16 protein-coding genes and 1 pseudogene are annotated in these 22,991 nt (G+C 44.8%); 5 read left to right on the top strand and 12 right to left on the bottom strand.

Translation table 11 applies throughout. The annotated features are described in order from the left end of the window. Positions 1-503: 503 nt before the first annotated feature. The 5 genes and pseudogenes from HLM86_RS14625 to HLM86_RS14605 all read right to left on the bottom strand — a co-directional run bounded on the left by HLM86_RS14625 (position 504) and on the right by HLM86_RS14605 (position 8,637). Positions 504-3,791 (bottom strand): type I restriction endonuclease subunit R, encoded by a 3,288-nt coding sequence (locus HLM86_RS14625; RefSeq protein ID WP_170883536.1) that lies wholly within the window; start codon positions 3,789-3,791, stop codon positions 504-506. Next, entirely contained in the window at positions 3,791-5,113 is a 1,323-nt protein-coding gene (locus tag HLM86_RS14620) for a restriction endonuclease subunit S (RefSeq protein ID WP_076589785.1), read from the bottom strand. Before HLM86_RS14620 ends, HLM86_RS14625 begins: the two co-directional genes overlap by 1 nt. Next, on the bottom strand, positions 5,113-7,524 hold the full coding sequence (locus tag HLM86_RS14615; protein ID WP_170883537.1) for a type I restriction-modification system subunit M: 2,412 nt from the start codon (positions 7,522-7,524) through the stop codon (positions 5,113-5,115). Before HLM86_RS14615 ends, HLM86_RS14620 begins: the two co-directional genes overlap by 1 nt. 124 nt (positions 7,525-7,648) lie before the next feature. After that, a pseudogene (locus HLM86_RS14610) lies at positions 7,649-7,851 on the bottom strand (IS3 family transposase); the annotation flags it as partial. Positions 7,852-7,875: 24 nt separating this feature from the next. Continuing rightward, complete coding sequence (locus tag HLM86_RS14605; protein WP_076589787.1) at positions 7,876-8,637, bottom strand: hypothetical protein; 762 nt, start codon at positions 8,635-8,637, stop codon at positions 7,876-7,878. A gap of 499 nt (positions 8,638-9,136) precedes the next feature. Between HLM86_RS14605 and HLM86_RS14600 the strand changes: the two genes are divergently transcribed. Beyond that, a complete protein-coding gene (locus HLM86_RS14600; RefSeq protein WP_076589788.1) occupies positions 9,137-9,877 on the top strand; it encodes a substrate-binding periplasmic protein in 741 nt (246 codons plus the stop codon). A gap of 60 nt (positions 9,878-9,937) precedes the next feature. Here HLM86_RS14600 and HLM86_RS14595 read toward each other — a convergent pair whose 3' ends face one another. Next, positions 9,938-10,543, bottom strand: coding sequence for a hypothetical protein (locus tag HLM86_RS14595; RefSeq protein WP_170883538.1), 606 nt, complete (start codon positions 10,541-10,543; stop codon positions 9,938-9,940). Between the two features lie 200 nt (positions 10,544-10,743). Next, a complete protein-coding gene (locus tag HLM86_RS14590; RefSeq protein ID WP_254868818.1) occupies positions 10,744-11,178 on the bottom strand; it encodes a BLUF domain-containing protein in 435 nt (144 codons plus the stop codon). A gap of 228 nt (positions 11,179-11,406) precedes the next feature. Between HLM86_RS14590 and HLM86_RS14585 the strand changes: the two genes are divergently transcribed. The 4 genes from HLM86_RS14585 (at position 11,407) to HLM86_RS14570 (ending at position 17,174) form a co-directional block, all read left to right on the top strand. Further along, positions 11,407-12,444 (top strand): response regulator, encoded by a 1,038-nt coding sequence (locus HLM86_RS14585; RefSeq protein WP_170883568.1) that lies wholly within the window; start codon positions 11,407-11,409, stop codon positions 12,442-12,444. A 21-nt stretch (positions 12,445-12,465) separates the two neighbouring features. After that, complete coding sequence (locus tag HLM86_RS14580) at positions 12,466-16,083, top strand: hybrid sensor histidine kinase/response regulator (RefSeq protein ID WP_170883540.1); 3,618 nt, start codon at positions 12,466-12,468, stop codon at positions 16,081-16,083. A gap of 155 nt (positions 16,084-16,238) precedes the next feature. Continuing rightward, positions 16,239-16,697, top strand: coding sequence for a zinc uptake transcriptional repressor Zur (gene zur / locus HLM86_RS14575; protein WP_170883541.1), 459 nt, complete (start codon positions 16,239-16,241; stop codon positions 16,695-16,697). Between the two features lie 15 nt (positions 16,698-16,712). Then, a complete protein-coding gene (locus HLM86_RS14570) occupies positions 16,713-17,174 on the top strand; it encodes a chemotaxis protein CheX (protein ID WP_076589793.1) in 462 nt (153 codons plus the stop codon). Positions 17,175-17,202: 28 nt separating this feature from the next. On the opposite strand, the gene cysC is transcribed toward HLM86_RS14570, so the two are convergent. Genes cysC through cobA form a run of 5 tightly spaced genes read right to left on the bottom strand, consistent with a single transcriptional unit; the run spans position 17,203 to position 22,830 of the window. Continuing rightward, entirely contained in the window at positions 17,203-17,820 is a 618-nt protein-coding gene (gene cysC, locus HLM86_RS14565) for an adenylyl-sulfate kinase (RefSeq protein WP_170883542.1), read from the bottom strand. 11 nt (positions 17,821-17,831) lie between these two features. After that, positions 17,832-19,556, bottom strand: coding sequence for an SLC13 family permease (locus HLM86_RS14560; protein WP_170883569.1), 1,725 nt, complete (start codon positions 19,554-19,556; stop codon positions 17,832-17,834). A gap of 18 nt (positions 19,557-19,574) precedes the next feature. Further along, positions 19,575-20,987, bottom strand: a complete 1,413-nt coding sequence (cysN, locus tag HLM86_RS14555) for a sulfate adenylyltransferase subunit CysN (RefSeq protein ID WP_170883543.1) — start codon at positions 20,985-20,987, stop codon at positions 19,575-19,577. Positions 20,988-21,005: 18 nt separating this feature from the next. After that, positions 21,006-21,938, bottom strand: coding sequence for a sulfate adenylyltransferase subunit CysD (gene cysD / locus HLM86_RS14550; RefSeq protein ID WP_281249532.1), 933 nt, complete (start codon positions 21,936-21,938; stop codon positions 21,006-21,008). Positions 21,939-21,972: 34 nt separating this feature from the next. Beyond that, entirely contained in the window at positions 21,973-22,830 is an 858-nt protein-coding gene (cobA, locus tag HLM86_RS14545) for a uroporphyrinogen-III C-methyltransferase (protein ID WP_170883544.1), read from the bottom strand. Positions 22,831-22,991 lie beyond the last annotated feature (161 nt).

Below are 22,991 nucleotides of genomic sequence, written 5' to 3'. Positions count from 1 at the left end.
CATTTTACGTTTATAGGTTCGCCTATAGTTCGCTTTTTTACACCTACTCGGTACACCTTTTAGAGGGATAACGATAGCTTCTTATTGCATTCAAACTCGTACACTCACCAGTGGTGAGAAGCGTTATAAAGCGACAATTACTGTCAAAAATAATGGGCGAATTGTACACCGGTTTTCCAAAACACATAAGAAAAAAGCAATAGCTACGGCTTGGGCAAAGAACCCAGTTTCTGAGATTGAAATTAAAGAACTTAACACTCAACGGTCTACCACCATTTTAGAGCTGCTTAATTTGTATATCGCAGAGCGCGATTTGTGGGAGCTTCCAAGAGATGGACAATGCTGATACAACACTGGAAGCAACCATTAAACCGTTTTGTGATTATGTTCGAAGACCGACTAATCGAAGACTTGTAACCAAGAGCGGTGACACAGAATTATTTACAGGGTCTTGTCGGTGGGAAGTGATTCCCCTTCCAAGCGCTATTCGAACCGCAAACATCCTACCCCTTATACCCACTCAACATATCAAAGATAACTCTCGCAAACTGCTGAGTTTTTGTAGGGTCAGAAAGCAACTGCATCATCTGTTCTTGATGCGCTTCGTTACTTCCCAGAATCGCATCATCAATTGCTTGCGGGAAATCACCTAGCATCGCCTGCTCGCGCGTGTTATTGGCAATTTGACTCATGACCGCCTCATTCTCAGTGATCTTATCTCTAACCGTAAAGGCATAGTTGATCATGTCTTTGTCTGTCAGGTTGTCGGTAATGAAGACTTCATTGAGCTTATTAAGGATATGAGAAAGGAACTCTTCCTTCTTATCTTTGCCCTTGGCAGTACCGATGTCAGTACTCGGCTTCAATTGGCAATCCGTTGCGTCTTCTTTGAGCTGTATATCTTGCTGACGGATCTTAGATAGACGGTAGTGACTCATTACCACGTTATCTAAATCTAGCTCATCTTCCTCAATCACCTTTTCCCGCAACAACGGGCGTAAGTGGCGCGCATATAAGCTCAGCTTTTCCAGTTCTTTATCATCGTAGTCAACGAGCTGCGACATAAACTCATAGAAACGGGTGAAACTGCCTAAATCCTTCTTGAAAATCTCGAGGCGGTCTTTCTCTTGCTTGTAGTCTTTGAAACTATTCTCTGCATTGGCAATAAGAACAGCGTCACCCGTTTTCTTGGTGCGTTCAAACACCTCTTTAGCTTTGATGTAGGCTTCAACGGCAGAGGTGTAGCGTTTCTGCCAGCGCTCTTTTGCCGGATGAACGATATTACTGATCGCCGCATTAGATTTGTTCTTAGTGAAGAAGGCTTCACAAAACTGCTCGACTTCAGACCATAAGAAGATGCCACTGATACGCAGCTTCTCATACAGATCGAACACCATGTTAGGGTCGGTAACATCCGCTAACTCTGCGGTTTGATAATACGGCTGGAAAGAACCCAAAATGTCATCTGGCTCATTGTAAAAGTCTAAAACGAAGGTGCCTGTTTCTGCCTTGCTCGGATAAGTACGGTTAAGACGAGAAAGTGTTTGAACACACTCGACACCGCCGAGCTTCTTGTCAACGTACATAGCGCATAACTTGGGTTGGTCAAAGCCCGTTTGGAACTTGTTCGCCACCAGCATGACCTGATAATCATCGCTATCGAAGGCTTTACGCATATCCCGACCTTTTAAGTCTGGGTGCATGTTCTTTTCAGTGAATTTCTGATCAATATAAGCAAAGCTATCAGGATCGTTGGCGTTGAACTCAACTTCACCAGAGAAAGCCACCATAGCGCGAATCGCATCATAGCCCCTCTTGTTCTCGGCAAGTGCATCCGCCACGTACTTATCAAAAGCTAGTTTGTAACGTACGGCCTCTTTGCGAGAGCTAGTAACCACCATCGCTTTAGCCTGACCACCTAATAAGCCCATGACGTTATCTTTGAAATGCTCAATGATCACTTTGACCTTTTGTGAGATGTTGTGATCGTGCAGCCGTACCCACTGATTTAACTTCACCTTAGCTTTCTTGCTATCGACTTCTTTATCTGCGGCTTCCACCTTCTGCGCGAGTTGATACATCACCTTGTAGTTGGTGTAGTTCTTTAGCACATCCAAAATAAAGCCTTCTTCAATGGCTTGGCGCATTGAATACACGTGATACGCTTCTGGTTTATTCTGCTTAGACGGTGCAAGCTCAGGCTTAGGTAAACGCCCAAATAGCTCCATCGTCTTTGGTTTAGGGGTTGCTGTGAATGCATAGTAGTTGAGGTTAGCACTGCCTTGACGTGCAGCAATGGTCGCATCCAGAATATCTTCCGAAGACAACTCAACATCATCATCGGCTTCTTCGGTCATCAATACTTCTTTCAATTGGCGTGCAGTAGAACCACTTTGCGAAGAGTGCGCTTCATCGGCGATTACGGCATAGCTGCGTTCTTTCAGGCTGGTACTGTTTTCTATCGCACGTAACACAAACGGGAAGGTTTGAATGGTCACGATGATGATAGGTTGGGAGTTCTCTAATGCTGAAGCGAGCTTCTCTGATTTAGAACCGTCACCCTCTTTATTATTGATGCGCCCTACCACACCATCAGCATGTTCAAACTGGTAGATGGTATCTTGCAGTTGATCATCAAGAACGGTTCGATCAGTAACGACAATGACCGAATGGAATTGCTTGTTACCTTCAGCATCATAAAGGGTCGAAAGCTGATGCGCAGTCCATGCAATAGAGTTCGACTTACCCGAACCCGCACTATGCTGCACAAGGTACTTGTTGCCCGTCCCTTCTTCGATGGCGGCGTCAATCAGCTTGGTGACGACATCCCACTGGTGGTAACGAGGAAAGATAAGCGTTTCTTTTTTGTATTTGCGCCCCTCCCAATCTTCCTTCTCTTCAATTTGTAGGTGAACAAAGCGACCGATGATATTTAATAGGTTGTCAGGGACTAATACCTCATTCCACAGGTAATCCGTGGCATAGCGGTTTTCATCCTCAGGTACATCGTTACCCGCACCGCCTTCTTTCGTCCCTTTATTGAAAGGAAGGAAGAAGGTGTCATCACCTGCCAGTTTTGTGGCCATATACACTTGATACTGACTCACAGCGAAGTGCACTAAAGCACCGCGTTTAAAGGTTAATAATGGCTCTGGTTTCTTGGTCGCAGGGTCTTTAGGTAGACGAGTACGTTTATACTGCCTAATCGCGTTCTCTACCGCTTGTTTGAACTCTGATTTCAACTCAAGCGTTGAGACTGGTAACCCGTTGACGAACAGCACCAGATCAATACGCCACGCCTTAGCTTTACTCTTGTTTTCAGAGGAAGCTGTCGCCTCTATGTATTCTTTGGTGGCATAAGGACTGTAAACCAGCTCAGGAACGATACGGCAGATGTTCTGCTGATAACGAGCCAAGGTTTCAGGGTTTAGATTATGCTCTGGCTTAAACTGACACAGCGAGAAACGCGCATTACGGATTTTTAAGCCATGACGTAGTACACCCAAGGTACCAAAGCTACGTGAGGCTTGGTCGGTGGCATTCACATCGGCTTTTTTTAGTTGAGCAACCAGTGCTTCAATGAAGTGACGGTCGGATTCATTTGGGTAAATCTTACAGAACTTCTCCCATTCTTTCGGCTGGGTTTCTTTCACGAAAGCCAGTACATCTTGCTCATACAGTGCTGATTCTCGGTTGTAGCCTTCAGGCTTACCTTCGACCCAGCCGTTCGCCACCATCTGACGGATTATGTCGTCTTGGAAGATACGTTCTTGCGTTGAATCAGTACTCATTAGCCTGCCTCCTGCTGTTTAGATACTTGCTCTGGCGCTTGCCAGTTGCGTACGTCAATCTTTCCTGTAACGGCGGCTGAGACTAAGGCGGTGCGGCGTTCACGCAAAAAACTCACCTGCTTATTAGCTAAGCCCATAGTTTTATCAAGTTTCGATAGAGCTTGATTCAGATAAGTAACAATCGTGGTCTGCTCGTTTAAAGGGGGGAGAAATGTTTTAACTCCTCTCACTCTACCAACACTAACCTGCTTCAATGCAGCCCCGCGAGTCTCGGCTCCTAGTTGAGATTCAAATAGGCTAGAACGGCACTGCTGATAAAGAAATTCATGCAGAATTCTTTCACCACAATTAATAACGCATACCGAATCTAGAAGAGCGAAACGAATATTATGAGGTAAAATCCTTACTGCACCAATCGTTCCTTTTCTAGAGAAAGCAATAGACCCCTCTTGAAAATTACATCGTTTTTCTTGTTCTAAAACAGTCTCTTCCGCTACACGCCTTGGCGTATTTGTCTCGACATCATCTACACCAGTGAATTCAACTGTAGATATAAAAGGAAAGCCGTCATCAGTGTATTTAGGATTTCTATGACTTGGATTAGGATCAACTACATCTGCCACACCAGCCAATGGAGTCACGACCCAATGCTCAGGCACTTCCCCTAACCACTCCACACCTGAATCTTTCATTTGCGCTTCAGAGTTCAAACCTTTAGTCACCGCATGGCTGATTACCGCTTGGCGCTTCTCTTTTAGCAGCTTAATCAATTGCTGCTGCTTTTCGATCAAGATGTCAATCTTGGCGGTTTCGTGATCGAGGAAGTTGGCGATTTTCTGCCTTTCTTCGACACTAGGTGGATAAACAACAGCTAAATTTCCTAGCGCTTCTGCTGTCAATTTTGGCTGAGCCGAACCACTCACCACTGCACTAATATCCAAGTTGTTTAGTGAGTTGACCCAGAACGAGTAAATTCCATCCAAAGGCTTGAGTATATGGGCGTGGTTGTTCACCCAATATTTACCCGAAGCGAGAAAAGCGAGAGGGGTACTTTTAGATAGTAAGTTAGCTCCATCTTCGCCAAACAATATTGTCTCTTCGTCAAAAAGGTAATCGTCGACTTTATCTATGACGCCCGAAGCTCCGTAGTAAGGATACTCTCCCTGACGATTACCTCTTTCCTCAGCGCTTAATGGTATACGTTTATAATCCAAATTACTGGATATGTGCTTTACTCTCCCCTCAAGCCAATGAGAAGGGATAGCCTCCAGCCAACCGATATCAGAGCCTCGATATTCTGGATATTCCTGATACTTACCCATTAGGAATGCACCTCTTGCAGCAGCTTCATGATGTCGGCACTCACCGCATCCAGATCGGCATCTATCACTTCCAGCTCACGCGGTGGCTGATACACATAGAAATGGCGGTTAAACGGGATTTCGTAGCCAACAACGCCAATTTCACCATCTTTATCATCGCGTTTATCTGCATTAATCCACGCATCAGCAACGTGTGGTTGTACTTCTCGCTTGAAGTAGGTTTCAATCAGGGTTGATGTGCTTACGCTCGGATCAAGCGGCACGTTCTCGTTATCACGTAGGTCGCCATCCTGTTGGAATTCAACCACTTTTCCTTTGTATTCAAACGCGCCGTATAATGGCTGTGCATCTTCCTTCAGCGTCTTTTTAACGACAGGTTCCGCTTCTTGGTTCTTCCACGTTACTGCATCAATAAATTGCTTTTTCTCTTTGGCATCAAACTTAATACCTGTGGTTTTAAGTGCACCTTTCAGAGTCAGTTCAAACTGATTAAAGTCATCTGATTGTTGCGCTTTACCACCAAGAGATTGACCTATTTCAACCTGAAGCTGTTGAGCTTTCTCCATTAATGACTTTTGGAATAGCCAAATCTTGCTGTCCAAGAGATCTTTGATTTGTTTTTCTTTTAGCTCTTGGAAATCCGCTTTAATTAAGGCGCGAACCTCGGCTTCAACATGGCCTAGCAGACCATATGTGTCTTCTGTCCACTCTGAACCAAACTTCTCATAGATCGCAGGCATAACCGCGTTGAATGGCTTAGGAGCAAAGCGGAGAGTATTGATTCGCTCATCCGTTAGTTGTGTAGATAAACGTAATGGACGCTCAATGGTTAGGCGGCGGTAGCCAAACTCATGGGTACTGAAAATTTTGCTGGAGAAGGTTTTAGGCGCTTCTGTTTTTAGTGTCGCCCCGCTGTTTTGAGAGGAGCTACGACCACGGTTAGACTTTTGCTCTGCTGGCTTATCACCATGTATTTCCGAGATTGGGCGCGCATCAACCACTTCAAAATTCCCAAAGCTGCGAGTAATGGTTTTAATGTCATCTTCACTCATTACGTTACGCTTAGAGCCTAGCGATTTACGCATCTTGCCACACAGGTTAGAGCCATCAATTAATTGAACTTTGCCTTTACGCTCTGAAGCTTTCTTATTACTTAGCACCCATACGTAAGTGGCAATGCCTGTGTTATAGAACATGTCGGTAGGTAGCGCGACGATGGCTTCAAGTAAGTCAGCTTCAAGGATGTAGCGACGAATTTCACTTTCACCACTACCAGCACCACCCGTAAATAATGGTGAGCCATTAAGGATGATACCGATACGACCACCATCCGTAACACTGCCGTCAACGGCATGTCTTTCATTAACAGAGACAGCACGCATTTTGCTGATCAGGTGCATCAAGAACAGTAAAGAACCATCAGACACACGAGGTAAGCCTGCACCAAAACGACCATCGAAACCTTTTAGGGCGTGTTCGTCTTTGATTTCACCTTCAATCTTCTTCCAATCAACACCAAACGGAGGGTTAGATAGCATGTAGTCAAATTGGTCCGCTGGTAGTTGGTCATTAGAAAGAGTATTACCTAATTTGATACGGCTAACATCTTGCCCCTTAATCAACATATCCGCTTTACAGATGGCGTAGGACTCTGGGTTTAACTCCTGACCAAAGGCACGCATTACCGCTTTAGGGTTTAGTTCATGGACATATTCCATACCTGAAGACAGGAAGCCACCCGTACCTGCTGTCGGGTCGTAGATGGTGCGAATGATGCCTTCTTTAGTCAGCGCATCATCATCTTCCATAAACACTAGCGATGTGGTTAAGCGAACAATATCACGAGGGGTAAAGTGCTCACCTGCGGTTTCATTTGAGCTTTCAGCAAAGCGTCGAATCAACTCTTCAAACACTAAACCCATGTCATGGTTAGAAATGGCTTTTGGGGAAAGGTCGGTAGTAGCAAATTTTTTTACTACTTTGAATAGCAAGTTGGCGTCATCTAACAGACCAACAAACTCATCAAACTTGAAGTGCTCAAAGATTTCACGAGCATCTGCCGAGAAGCATTGAATGTAGTTCTCTAAGTTATCTTTGATATCCTTCTGTCCCATCTTGCCAAGGTTCATTGGTGAGGTATTGAAGAACGACAAACCTTTTGGGTTACTAGGTGATTGAGTCGCACGAGACAGCATCTTTTCTTGTGCTTCTTCAGGCAGGTTCATAGCTTTCACTTTCTCAGCCTGAATAACGACAGCATCTTTACTTTCTTCTAGCACACACTCAAGGCGACGAAGCAGAGTAAACGGCAAGATCACACGCCCGTATTGAGATTGTTTGAAGTCACCGCGCAGAAGGTCGGCAACCGACCAAATGAATGCCGCGGTTTGAGAAAAGTTTGTGTTGGTCATGAAAAAGAAAACCCTGAAGTAGCACTATGCATAATTCAGGGGATTATATCTAAATAACAACTAACTGTCTGATGGGTTAAACACTATTTCATATCAAGCAACATAGTGGTAAAACCCCAGAACTCTACACACTTTCAAGCTTCTGAAAATACTGCCTTTCATACTCATTTGGCGACAGTCCACCATTAGTACCATGAGGTCCTCTCGGCTATAGAAGCATCCAATGTCGTCGAAAATTTCAGATCGTGCTTCGTCACGGGTTTTGCATGCCTTTCTCTTCACCCGTCTTTTTAGAAATGAGAAAAAGCTTTCGGCCACCGCATTATCCAACTTAGAGCTTTAGCCAGCCGTTTATTTACAAGCCACTTTTGTCGGAACCACACTGGCATTGATGACATCATTGGTCAGTGCCATTGATATTTCTTTCGTTTCAGTAACCGTACATTTAGGAGCCAATCGCTGGTAAATGTTAGGATACTTCCAAGCAAGTGCAGAGGTAAGACTCTTATAATCCGTTATTCCTTCGCCATGCCGTTTACATGTGCCATACGGAACAAACGTACTAATGGTCTCGGGGAAAAGAGCAAGATCGCCAAAAATATCCGCTAGAGGAATTTTTACTGGATTTAAAACACAACCATCATAGGTTCCATCGCTCTTGTATAAATAACCATCAGGTTTGTTATTGGTAAACGGGTAAAATGTATGACCGTAGTAAGAATCCGTGCATTTTCCTCCCATCAAGGTGTTGTCTTTCCCGTAAAGACACAACCTTGTGCGTTTTGCAGCACAAGTCCGAATTCTCAGATCTGATATCGTCGTCCGGTCGTTGATCGTTATCGTTTGACCTGTCGAGTTTTTACATGACGTCTTAGTGCCACCAGCAACAGAGTAATAGCTGCTCACTAACTTGCCTCTCCTCAAAGAATCCAGAATGAGGTCATCAATGTACGTCAACGTTCCTGAATCTTTGTCCACAAGAAACGGATAGGTGTAGCCGTCACGGTTGGTATCCTCATAGAAACTCACGCGACTATTTGAAAAGTCGATTGATTTAGCATTAAAGGAAAAAAGTAAAAATACAATGTAACCCAGTCTTTTGATAATACACATTTCAGAGCATTCCTTAGTTAGTTTATTCATGTACGTTTTGGAAAGTGTGATGTTCTTTCCCGCGTTAGAATTAAAGTCTCGGTTACCTATTTTTACAGATTAATAATGGTAATTTATAAGAAACGAAATGCTTATTTGAGCCACTTTTAAAAACGCTCAGCATGGGAAAGAAACCGGAATGATTGGCAACATCAAGATGTCCAAATCATTGGTGAGGTTTTTGGTCGGAGTAGAAGATGTGAGCCAGACTCAGATGCATGAGTTTACAAGTACAGTTGTGCCTGAAATGTCGAGATAGTCGTTTGCAACCCACTCATCCGGCGCTCAAAGATGTTGACACATCTTAACTAAGAGCAGCAAGCAGCCTGATTATACGAACCAACACATAACAACGATGCTTTCCCGTCACCCATCATGCCTCCTTGCGGTGGGTTTAAAGACAAAGAAATCAAACTGGGCTAATTTTATATTATATGGTTTCTAAAATGGCGTAGTCACAATGATAAAGCGCTTACCCTGTGGTTTCTTACTTTTTTGCACGCTCTATTTTTCTTCAGGTGTGTCGGCTTCGACCGTTGTCGCCGCTATCGGCGATTACCCTCCCTACACATCCACTGAAGACTCTCAGGCCAGATTCGCCGAAGAGCTTGTTATCGCTTCTTATCGAGCTGTGGGGTATCAGGTCACATTGAAGCGAGTGCCTTGGAAAAGAGCGTTTGAGGAAGTCAAAGTGGGAAAAGTCGACATTACGTTTCCTTGGATTAAAACACCGTCTCGCGAAAACGACTTTTTATTCTCAGAAGCGTTGCTTACAACACAGGAAATATTCCTCTATCACAAAGATAGCCATTTTTCTTGGTCCAAACTCGATGATCTCAAACGCTTCAAGGTCGGTGCCACTCTCGGCTATGCGCATGTAGAGCTGATGATGTCACAGGGCATCACTCCTAATGTCGGCAAAACGGATGCCTTCAACATTGAGAGGCTGTATAAGAAAAGGATTGATGCGTTTCCCATCGGCGAAAAAGTCGGTGAGTATCTGTTATCAAAATCCCCCAACGAGGTAAGAGAAGCCATCACGGCACACAGCAAACCCCTATTTAAAAATTTAAACTATATCATGGCAAGTAAAGTCACATCGCAACGTTCAAAAACGTTACTTGAGAAATTTAATCAGGGATTCGAAGCGATCAAACAAGATGGGACATTCGATAAGATAGTCGAAAAGTATGGGTTCTGAGATCGCACAGCGATAAAAAGGACTCTGGGCACCAGCAGGTGCCCAGAGCACTATGATTGATTAGGTCGGCTCATCGGGAACATATTGACTGCGCAGTCTTAGAGGATTTGCCTCTGTGTATTTGGAGTAACCCAATGTCCCCACTTGTCTGGTTTTAAATGAACCATAATATTGTACCGTGGTACTGGCATGACCGACGGTGTCTTTAAAACCATTCCAAGAGTAGGCTGAGTCGGTAAAACCATACGCTTCAGTCTGAAACCAAGTCCCTCCTCTTCTTGTTCCAAAGAGAACATTTCCCCAGCGATTAGGCAGCAAAATTTCAAATTGCTCATCATCACTTTGGTGTGAAGATTTTCCAGTCCGAGAACCACCTTTCGCTTGGCCATTTGAGAGAAATGAAGACCAATAGCGATAAAACATTTTATTGTCTTCTACTTCAACATGACCACCTTTAAACACGATAGAGCCACCTTCACTGCGCTGACTTGCACGAAAGTAGAGTTCTCTTATGTCATTAATCACCTGAAGACACTTAGCATTTCCACCTTGAAAATAAGCCTGATCTCGTAATAATAAGCGATAGATTGAGTAGGCAGATTGACCCAACATATGCCCCCCCCAATCACTCTGGCTTTCCAAAGCATCTGGTACTGACAGCCTCATAAATACGCCTCTCTTGTTATTTTAATGCACATTTGATTTATATGAATCAAAATTAGTATAGGGACTATATAGTGATTTTCAATAACCGACAATAAGAACGCATTTTTTTGGGATGAGCCTTTATTTTCGTTCATTGACCCTGAGGAAAGAGGCCCTCACAACAGCCCTAAAGAGCCACAAACGGCACAATACAAAAGATGCTAGAGCCTGAACTCTCTTAGGTAAGCGGTAGGTAATTGTTTTCTAAACCCATCAATCATTTGCGATGCACGCTCTGGCGAGAGCTTATATGGGTCAAAATCACTGGCATCCATAAACTCTAAATAGAGGGGTTTTATCAACTCAGACTCCAAAACATAAGCCATTGACCAGCCATTGAATAACCGCTCTTCTATCGAAGCCTTATCCAACAACAAAATCTCACAATGCCGCTTATCGTTTACGATGCGTTGATAGGTTTCTTCCACATCGCGAGATTCGCCTTCCAGATACTGCATGAAAAACTTGCAATTAAAATACAGGACACCGCTGACATTATTTTCCGTATTTCGCCGCTGTGCACTGCTCAAAATATCATCCACACAAGACAAATTAAATTGTTCATTTACCGTACTAACATAGATAAGCCTAATCATAACCATTGCCTATGGTTGCATAATGTTATAATCATAGATCTAATATCAGACGATGGGTACTTTCTTCTAAACGTAGGTTAGACGTTTTGTGGCGTAAAAATGACAATAGAGTTCACTGTTTGTCGTTCGAGTTACCTTCTTAACCGATTTACGCTGCCAATATGACAGAATATTCCCTACTCTTTCTATTAGTGTTTAAAGAGCGCACAGGATGAAAGAATGGCTGATATGTCCTCTGATACCTTAGACAAGCCCACGATACTGGTTGTCGATGATATCCCTGACAATATACACACTCTATCTGGGATTCTTGCGGATGAATTTAAGATAAAGGCCGCAACCAATGGCGAGAAAGCGCTCAAGTTAGCGGTCAGTTCCCCACGTCCTCATTTGATTTTACTCGATATTATGATGCCAGACATGGATGGTTATGAAGTCTGTCAACGTCTCAAATCTAACCCTTTAACCCTTGATATTCCGGTCATATTTGTGACCGCCAAAGCGGAGATAGTCGACGAGCAAAAGGGGTTTGAAATGGGAGCGGTGGATTACATAACCAAACCCGTAAGCCCCCCCATAGTTAAAGCTCGGGTCAAGACTCATATCGCGTTATACGACCAAAACCTCGCCTTATCAGTACAAGTGGAACAAAGAACGGAACAATTGGCTCGAAGTCGCTTGGAAATCATTCAACGTTTGGGGCGAGCCGCTGAATATAAAGACAACGAAACTGGGATGCACGTGGTAAGAATGAGCCATTATTCTCGGATCTTAGCCGAGCAACTAGATGTCAGTAAACGCTGGGTTGAATTGGTTTTTCAGGCGTCACCCATGCATGACGTAGGAAAAATTGGTATTCCAGACAATATTCTTGGTAAACCGGGGCCTTTAGATCCCGAAGAATGGTCAACCATGCAAAAGCACGTTGAAATCGGCGGTAGCATTATTGGAAACAGTGATTCACTCCTTCTGCAAATGGCACAAGAAATAGCTCTATATCACCATGAAAAATGGGATGGCAGTGGCTATCCTCATGGCATTAGCGGAACGGACATACCGCTGAGCGCAAGGATTGTCGCGATTGCTGATGTTTTTGACGCCCTGACCAGCGAGCGACCTTATAAAAAGGCGTGGTCAGTGGAAAAAGCCGTGGTCGCCATTGAAGAAGGGGCTGGAGCTCACTTCGATCCCAATCTGGTCCCGATTTTTATTGCTCAACTCGATAAGGTTTTGGAAATAAAAGAATCCTTCAAGGACGAATGGTAAGAGCTTCGGCTAAGGAAAAGAATGAACCAAGTACAGAATTACGCACTCGACTCCAAACGAATTCTTATCGGCTTTGTGGTGGCTTCAGCAATGATGTTGATCGCTGGCTTTTTTGGTTGGGTTAGCCTGAATCAGCGTTTTAGTACCGTCGACCAATATGCGGGTAACGCTCAATTGCTCTCTGCGATTGATCGTATCAAGGTGTTAGAACAAAGTTATATCCGCCAACCTTTGGACAGCACATCTGGGGACATTTATAAAAAGATAGAAGAAGCAAAAGTCCTGTCTGACATTGCAATAGACAATGGCATTGATGCACGCATCACCAACGCAATCGCAACCTATCACTCTCATTTCACCCAATACACACATCTACACCAAAGCGAGACTGACGCGCAAAATGAGATGATAATCAACGCCAAACAGTTAACCAAAACAATCCAGAGCCTCCAACAACACCATGAAAATTTTGTTGAAAAAGGCATTTTAACGATTGATGAGCTCAGGTTAAAAGTGAATGCCGACTCACAAACGGCCATTGAAGGCCATAACTTAGTGGGCTTGATTGCCAGTTCGCAAAACCATCAAAAATCTTACATCCTGAGTAAAGAGCAACGTCTTCTCAACTTGGCTCAAGTCGAGCTACAAAAAGCGACAAAGTTACTTAATTTCCTCTCAACCAAGGTGACCGATCGAGCAAGCCTCGATAAATTAACGTTAATCAGTCTGTCCAGAAACCGTTATTTCACCTCTTTAGTCCAATTAAGGAGTTGGCCAAATGTCAGTCCCTCGCTGCAAAAAAGTATGCTAGATCAGGTCAATCGTAATGGTGAAGAACTCTTACGTGTCTCTATCGATATGCGCGAGCATCTTCAGGATATTCTCAGCTCATCACAACAAGTGGTCGCCAGTACGCAAACGACCATCAGCGAGCGCCTCAGTGTCAGCTCAGAATTACTGGCTTTACAAGCCTTAATCAGTTCAGCTCAGCAGCTCGATCGCGATTATTCTTTGTCCTTATCCCCTTCAAGGCAGCAGTCGCTTGCCGACGGGGTGAATACATTGTTAGAGAACGCTCTTAAGGTGCTTGATGAGTTGGCCAAGCAAGTCAAACAATCGGAAGAAACGCTTAACGTCAACAATGTCCACACGCTCACCAACAATTACATTTCCTTGTTCAATCAATTAACTCAAGCGCGAGACATCAGTTCAGAGCAAGTCGAGTTATTAGAGGCCACCTATACGGAATTGCAATCTATCATCGAGCCTGTCTATCAACAGCAACTCAATATTGTTGCCAATTCAGGAGACATTACCCGCTACTTAGCATTCGGGGGCAGTATATTAGTTTTGACGCTCCTACTTTTGGGTCTTCTGGCGAATAAGTCTCATACCGCACTCGAACGATTTGCTGGCAAGCTAGCATTTGCACGAGATGAGGCCGACGCGGCCAACAAAGCCAAATCTGATTTTTTGGCCAACATGAGCCATGAAATCCGAACCCCAATGAATGCCATAATAGGAATGAGTTACCTCGCCCTAAAAACCGACCTTTCTAAAGCGCAACGGAATTACATACACAAAGTCAAACTCTCGGCCGATTCGTTATTGGGGCTCATCAACGATATTCTTGATTTTTCAAAAATTGAAGCGGGAAAACTCGACATAGAAAATGTCGATTTCCATCTAGAAAACGTGTTGGATAACATATCCAATCTCGTTGGTTTAAGAGCGTCTGAACGTGAACTGGAGCTCTTGATCCATATTGATCGCGATGTGCCCACTGCCCTTGTCGGCGATCCCCTTCGACTGGGACAGATCCTCATTAATCTCGCCAATAATGCCGTCAAGTTTACTGAGCAAGGTGAGATAAAGATCCAAATTGATCTCGACCAACAACAAGGCGATGACATCACCTTAAAATTCTCTGTATCAGACAGCGGAATTGGAATGACCCCCGAACAATCGAGTAAGCTGTTTAATAAATTTACACAGGCCGACAGCTCAACCACAAGGAAATATGGTGGCACTGGACTCGGGCTTGCCATCAGTAAAGAGCTTTGCGGTCTAATGGGCGGAGAAATCAGTGTTATCAGCGAGCAGGGCAAAGGTTCCACCTTTACGTTCACTATTCAGCTCGGTATCAGCCATGCTCTGAAACAAGAACAGCTCCTGATCCCCAAAGAGATGGGCAAACTTAACGTGCTTGTAGTGGATGACAATGCCAGCGCTCGCTTGATTGTCGAAGATATTCTGGAATCGCTGCACTTTGATGCCACCAGCGTCACCAATGTGGACAGCGCTATTGAAGAGCTTGAAAACGCCGTGTCGACTCAGCAAGCGTTTGATTTGGTTATCTCTGATTGGCAAATGCCAGTAAAAGATGGCATCGATTTGGCTGAGATCATCGCAGAGAGACTCTCTGAGACATCTCAGCCTAAACTGTTAATGCTCACCGCATTTGGACGAGAAACGTTAGCAGAAGCCTTTACCAAGCGGCAATTACCTCTCCCTTCAATTCTTGATAAACCGATCACTGCATCCCACCTTTTTGATGCGATCATCACTCTATATGGCGTTGAAGCCAGTCGTGCAAGCCGCAGTGACATCGAAGAACAAACACAACTCGCCAATGCACAACATCTTGCTGGTTCGAAAGTGCTTCTGGTCGAAGATAATCATATCAACCAAGAATTAGCAACGGAGCTGCTCGAAGGTCAACAGGTCAATGTGACGGTCGCTGAAAACGGTCAAATCGCGATAGATTTGTATAAAACCCAAGATTTTGATGGCATCTTGATGGATTGCCAAATGCCTGTCATGGATGGCTATCAAGCGACGGAGTTTATAAGAAAAAACCTAGATGACCATAGCATTCCTATTATTGCCATGACAGCTAATGTCATGGAAAGGGACAAAGAAAAAGCCAAACAAGTCGGGATGAATGACATCATCGCTAAACCTATTGATGTCGGCGCTATGTTCAGTACTTTGGCAAAATGGATCACCCCAAAACAACCACAAACATTAGCCCCAACAAGCCACCAAGAACAGCCATCGCTCCCTGACATCAATGGTTTAGATACCTTATCAGGGTTAACTCGGGCCAATGGCAACCGAGACCTTTACTTAAAGCTATTGCAGCGCTTTTCTAACACCTATTCTGACCGCAAGGCGCTTGAACTTGCCATCCAAGATCACGACGACACTCTCCGCGTGCGTCATATCCACTCTTTGAAAGGCGTCGCTGGCAATATAGGAGCGGTGACATTACATGAGTTATGCCAAGAGTTAGAACACGACAGTACCAATCATGATCTTCGTCAGCGCATGCTCAAATCACTCACCGCGCTGACAGACGCCATTGATGCCAGCGCTCTGTTCGCGGAAAAGCCGCAGTCCTCCTCAAAAAACGGGGGATTCAATCACCAATTATTCGATCAATTACACCAAGCGTTACAAGAGAACGATACTCACGCACTGACTCTGACTCAAAATATGGATTCAGGGTCAGCCATAGGTTTGTCTATGGCCGACTTTACGCAGCTCACCGAAGCTTTAGAAGAATTTGATTTTGAAAAGGGTCAGGATATTTTATCGAACAGAGCGCACAAAGCGGAAGATAGCCCCCCCCTGTAGCGGTATCGTTTTGCGAAAAGATAGGGTAACGTATAGGAAGTAACGCAAAATCAGTGCGTTTATAGTGAAAACCACTGACTTAAATATCAGAATAATAAAGACTGATAAACGAAATTCACCCAGAAATGGTATATTATTACTAAAGTCCAATGGTTATGGTGAAAAATTTGGACCACAAACTGGTAAAACAAATAGAAGGGATTTGTACGACACGAGGGGTCAGATTAACGCCCCAGAGAAAACGGGTATTTGAGCTAATATGTTCCAGTCCCAAGTCGTCTACTGCGTACGAGTTATTGGAAGACTTAAAGAAGAGCGAACCTCAAGCGAAACCACCGACAGTATATCGCGCGCTTGATTTTCTCTTAGAGCAAGGGTTCATACATCGAGTTGAGTCGACCAACAGCTTTATTCAGTGTTGCTCGGGTAACGCAAACAAGCACTATTCACATTTGCTGATTTGCGATAAATGCAGCAACGTTATCGAGCTGCAAGATGAGAGTTTGATAACGTCACTGGCGAGTAACGCAAAAAAACATGGATTTACGATCACAAACCATGTGATTGAGTCTCACGGAGTTTGTCAGTCATGCTCAAATGGACAGGCAGAATAAAAATAGAAGAAGATTATGCGCGCTGAATTTGTAAACCCGTTTCTAGCTTCACTGATGAATGTGCTAAAAACGATGGCTTCTCTGGAATTGAAGCCACAGAAACCCCGAGTGAAGAAAGATGAAATTGCTCGCGGGGATGTGTCAGGTTTAATTGGGATGGTTGGTCAGCAGACTCGCGGTTCTATGTCTATTACGTTTGATGAAAATCTCGCACTCGAAATTATGGAGAATATGTTGGGAGAACGTCCAAACGGCCTTAATGATGAGATCACTGATATGGTCGGTGAAATTACCAACATGGTCGCCGGTGGCGCAAAACGCATTCTCTCCGAAAGTGGGTTTGATTTTGATATGGCGACACCCGTGGTGGTGTCAGGGAAAGGACACACCATCCGTCACAAATGTGAAGGCGCCATCATTATCATGCCGTTCAACTCTCAATGGGGTAATGCGTTTATCGAAATCTGTTTCGAGTAAAATAAAAGCTTCCAGACGGAAGCTTTTATTATGCAATGATACTGCGCTGTCTGAGTACGTCGAGACACTCGCTCACCAGCGCATCCAAAGGCTGTTCACCCGCCAGCAAGTTCACCTCTGCTTTGAGAGGCGCCTCATAATCCGAATCAATGCCAGTAAAGTGGCTTATCTCCCCCGCTCGCGCTTTTTTGTAAAGCCCTTTAGGATCGCGTTGTTCACACACTTCCAGAGACGCGTTAACAAACACTTCAAGAAACTCATCTTGTGGGAACAAATCCCGAACCAATTGCCTTTCTTCCCGATGTGGAGAAATAAAGGCCGACAGTACAATCAATCCAGCATCTACCATCAGTTTTGCCAGCTCACCAATACGGCGAATATTCTCGCGGCGATCTTGCTCTGAAAATCCAAGGTCACTGCACAGCCCGTGACGGACATTATCACCATCCAATAGATAGGTATGATATCCCAAGTTGGCTAACGCGTTTTCTAATGCCCCTGCCACCGTTGACTTACCCGCACCAGATAAACCCGTAAACCACATCACAACCGGTTTTTGTCTTTTTGATTGAGCGCGAAAAGCCTTATCAATATTGTGTCTATGCCAGACGATATTGGTCTCTTTAGACCGCGTGTCCATATTCATAATTCGATCCTTTAAAATGGAAAAAACTGGGGAATCAACATTAATACCAATGCCGAATAGACAATCGATACGGGCAGACCCACTCTGATGTAATCTGTCAGTTTGTAATTTCCAACGCTATAAACAAGTAGATTCGTTTGATACCCATAAGGGGAGATAAAACTGGCGCTCGCTCCGAATAATACCGCCATGATGAAAGGCATAGGGTCAACGCCATAAGCCATCGACATACTATAGCCAAGAGGAAATGCTAAAGCCGCCGCCGCATTATTCGTCACCAGTTCTGTCAAAATCAAAGTGAAAAAATAGGTGGCGATGAGTGCGCCTATTACCCCCCAGCCATTGAAGGTTTGTATAAAAAGAGCCCCGAGCTTTTCGGACAACCCAGTTGATAGTATTAATTGAGCAATCGACAAAGCGGAACCCACAATGACGATCAGATCAACGGGGAAACGACGTCGTAATTCACCTAGCTGTATGATGCCAAATAAAATAAGTGTGATCAGATAGAGAGATAACCCTTTGATGAGTGGAACCACATCGAGTAGTGCCGCAGCAATTGCCCCCGTAAAGCCAAGTAACACCAAGCTGGATTTATGCGCATCCAGACGAGCACTCGAATCCAGATCGTTAATCAATACAAACTCTTTGCCGTGCTTGCTGCGTTCTTCTTCAAAACGTTTGCCCGGCACCAATACTAAGGTATCACCAGCATTGAGTTCGATGTTGCCCAGCCCGCCCTGCAGCCGTTCATGTCCTCGACGAATGGCTACCACAACCGCATCAAAACGGTCACGAAATTGGCTCGATTTCAGGGTCTTGTGACAAAAACTGGCCGATGAGCTCACCACGACCTCTAAAAAACGTTGACCATTGAGGTGATGTTGACCAAATAAGGTCAGGCCACGGATTTCCTGTAATGTCGCAACACTTTCTATATCCCCACAAAATAATAAACGGTCTTGGGCCTTTAAGATAAAATCCGGTTCAACAGAGGTAATGGTTTCACCGTGACGAATGACTTCTGCAAGGAATAATTTGCGTAAAGCTCGCAGTTTGTTCTCACTCACGCTTCGATCAACCAGCGGCGAACCGGGCTCGACAATCGCCTCAAGAAAATAAGGCAGATCTTCTTGATGATCATCATCATAACTGGGCAGCAGATAACTCAGTGGGATCAAGATCAACAAGCCCGCAACAAGCACCGATAAGCCGATGATAGTCGGGGCAAAAAAACCCAAGCTGGGCAGTCCAGCATCTTCAACAAAGCTATTAATGATAAGGTTAGTCGACGTACCGATTAAGGTCAGAGTCCCGCCTAAAATGGCCGCATAGGACAAAGGGATCAATAGCTTTGACGGAGCGTGAGTCTGATTACGTTTAATCGCGCCAATCAGAGACACCACCACCGCCGTATTATTTGTAAACGATGATAATAGTGCTGTTGAGATGCCAAGCTTAGCGACCACGGACCCAAGTTTCCCCGTCGCCAAAGAACGGCTGACCCAACTGATCAGAAGGGTTTTTTCCAAGGCGCTGGACGCCAAGATCAACAACACCAGAGTCAATAGAGAAGAGTTGGTAAAGTTTGTCGCCACTTCACCGAGCTCAATCATACCCGCCAAAAAAGCCAAAAATGCGGCACCCGCAAAAATAAAGCTCGGCTTTATTCGCGTTGCGATAAGACAGACTACCACGACCAATAATAGTGTGAGCACAAATCCTTGTTGCCACATCATACGTTACCTACTCGATTAAATATTCGCATCCCACTCAGGAAAATGCTTCATAATTAGAGCTTTAAGTTCGTTCTCAAAGGCCCCCATACGTTCCTGAGGAGAAGACTGCCGCTGTGCTAACGCATCACGAATTAAACCTGCCCCCACGGTGACATTGGTGAGTCGATCTATGATGATAAAGCCGCCGGTATCCTGCACCGTGTTGTAGCTATCCATCGCGACTGATTCGTTTAAACGCCATTCGCATAAACCAATCCCGTTTAAGGGCAACGCCTCTGTCGGATACGTCGAGAGGTTATTGATGTCATACTGATGACGGATCACAGTCACTTGACCAAACGTTTGTTTGCCCGCAATTTTGACAGCATATTCACGCCCAATTTGAAGCGGCTGCTCAGTCATCCAAACCACATCAGCCAAAAGGCGGTTACTCGATTCCACCTGAGATGATTGCTCGACAATAAGATCGCCACGGCTGATATCAATCTCATCATCGAGTGTTAGCGTCACCGCAAGCCCAGCCTGCGCATGCTCCAAATCACCATCGAAAGTGACAATGCGGGTCACTTTGGAGGTTTTACCGGAAGGTAATGCCTTGATGTGATCTCCAACGCGGATACTCCCAGAAGAAATGGTGCCTGAGAAGCCACGAAAATCGAGATTAGGGCGATTGACGTATTGAACAGGAAAACGAAATTCACCCCGCTCCTTTTGGCTTTCCACGTCGATCGTTTCAAGTAAATCAAGCAAAGACGGGCCGTCAAACCACGCCATTTTCGAACTCGAATCCACAACATTGTCACCCTCCAATGCCGACAGTGGAATGATCTCAATCTGGGTGTCCCCGTTAAGGTTATTCGAAAACGCCAGATACTCGTCCCGAATTTGTTCAAATCGCTGCTGAGAATAATCGACCAAGTCCATTTTGTTCACTGCAACAACAAAATGCTTAATACCAAGCAGATTGGAGATAAACGAATGACGACGAGTCTGATCCAATATGCCTTTACGCGCATCAATCAAAATCACCGCAAGATCACAAGTCGATGCGCCCGTTGCCATATTACGTGTGTACTGCTCATGCCCAGGTGTATCCGCAATAATAAATTTACGTTTCTGAGTCGAGAAGTAACGATAGGCAACATCAATTGTGATCCCTTGTTCCCTCTCTGCTTGTAAACCATCCACCAGCAAAGCCAAATCAGGTCGATCCCCCGTCGTACCGACTCGTTGGCTATCATTGTGAACGGCAGCCAACTGATCTTCATAAATCTGTTTGGAATCGTGAAGCAAGCGACCAATCAGCGTACTTTTTCCATCATCTACCGAGCCACACGTTAAGAATCTAAGTAGTGACTTGTATTGATGTTGTTTTAGGTAGCCTTCAATACCAAGCTCTTCTAATTGAGCTTCAACTGCATTATTCATTTTCTTTGTCCTCAATCCTTAGAAGTAACCTTGACGTTTCTTAAGTTCCATCGATCCAGACTGATCGTGGTCGATCGCTCGCCCTTGGCGCTCACTGGATGTCGCAACAAGCATTTCCTCAATAATACCGGTCAAAGTATTGGCTTGTGACTCTATGGCGCCGGTCAGTGGATAGCAGCCAAGGGTACGGAAACGAACACTTTTCTCTTCGATCTTCTCACCTGGCTTGAGCTCCATACGCTCATCATCCACCATGATCAACATGCCATCACGTTCAACAACAGGCCGTTTGTCTGCTAAGTACAAAGGCACAATTTCAATGTTTTCTAGGTAGATGTATTGCCAGATATCCAGTTCTGTCCAATTCGAGAGCGGGAACACCCGGATACTTTCACCTTTGTTGACCTGACCGTTATAGGTACGCCAAAGTTCTGGGCGCTGGTTTTTAGGATCCCAAGTGTGGTTTTGATCACGAAAAGAATAGACCCGCTCTTTCGCACGCGATTTTTCTTCGTCTCGACGGGCACCACCGAATGCGGCATCAAAACCGTGTTGGTTGAGTGCTTGCTTTAAGCCTTGTGTTTTCATGATATCGGTGTGCTTTGACGACCCATGAACAAATGGGTTACAACCCATGGCAAGTCCTTCTGGGTTCTTATGGACCAAAAGCTCGAATCCATATTTCTCTGCAGTACGATCACGAAATTCAATCATTTGTTTGAATTTCCAATCCGTATCCACATGGAGTAGAGGAAATGGAATTTTGCCCGGATAAAAAGCTTTGCGAGCAAGATGTAACATCACAGATGAATCTTTTCCGATTGAATACATCATGACCGGATTATCAAACTCCGCAGCGACTTCACGAATAATATGAATACTCTCCGCTTCTAGCTGTTTCAAATGGGTTAAACGTTCTTGGTCCATGGTAGTGCTTCCTTTGCTGCTCAATAATGAGCGTCAGACAAATACGAAAATGTTGGGGTTAGGCGAAATGACGCTGGTGTATCGGGGCTTGCTGTGGTTCAAACCAAGCCAGTTTTTCGGATAAAGCCACCACCTCACCAATCACGATTAGCGAGGGAGACTGGGCTTGCTTAGCAAGCACGGCCAAGTCTCCCAACTGACCTTTAAAGACCTGCTGGCAGGATTGGGTTCCGCGTTCGATAATCGCAATCGGTGTGTGAGGAGCGCGCCCATGTTCAATGAGCTGTTTTTGGATATGGTCAGATTTCATTAACCCCATATAGATCACCAAGGTTTGATGCCCACGCGCTAGCGTTGACCAATCCATCTGATCACTTTCGGCTTTAACATGCCCTGTAATAAACATCGCCGACTGAGCATAATCACGATGAGTCAATGGAATCCCTGCATAAGCGGTTGCACCAGCGGCGGCTGTAATACCGGGGACAACATGGAAGATAACCCCAGCATCAGCCAGAACTTCCAGCTCTTCACCACCTCGGCCAAAAATAAAAGGATCCCCTCCTTTTATTCGCACAACACGGTGTTGTTTGTGAGCAAACTCAACCAGCAGTTGGTTCGTTTTTTCCTGAGTCACACTATGATGGCCAGCGCGCTTTCCGACACAAACCAAGCGGGTGTCGCTTGGAACCAATGACATAATCTCGTCCGACACTAGGTAGTCATAGAGCACCACATCGGCCTGCTGAAGAAACCGCAGTGCTTTGATGGTCAATAACTCCATATCACCTGGGCCTGCCCCAACAAGTGCTACCTCACCATGACGAAGCACACTGTGACCGACATTCAGCGCTGCAGACTGTCTTCCGTGCAAAGCTCGTGGGTTATTGAGTGGAAATTGAGAAATTGTATCCATACCGCCATCATGCTTCCTTTGCTGTTGATGGAAGCATTATGGCGCCCGAGACATATTACCTGAAATTCTAAAATTTCATTTTTTATACCTTTTTATGATAAGTAGTTGGCATAGGGACCCGCCAATGGGTTATTTTCCCTAGCCATTGGCAAAAACAGGAC

The sequence above is a fragment of the Vibrio ostreicida genome, assembly GCF_013074385.2.
Classification (GTDB): Bacteria; Pseudomonadota; Gammaproteobacteria; order Enterobacterales; family Vibrionaceae; genus Vibrio; species Vibrio ostreicida.
This window is presented reverse-complemented; position numbering and strand designations above follow the sequence as displayed.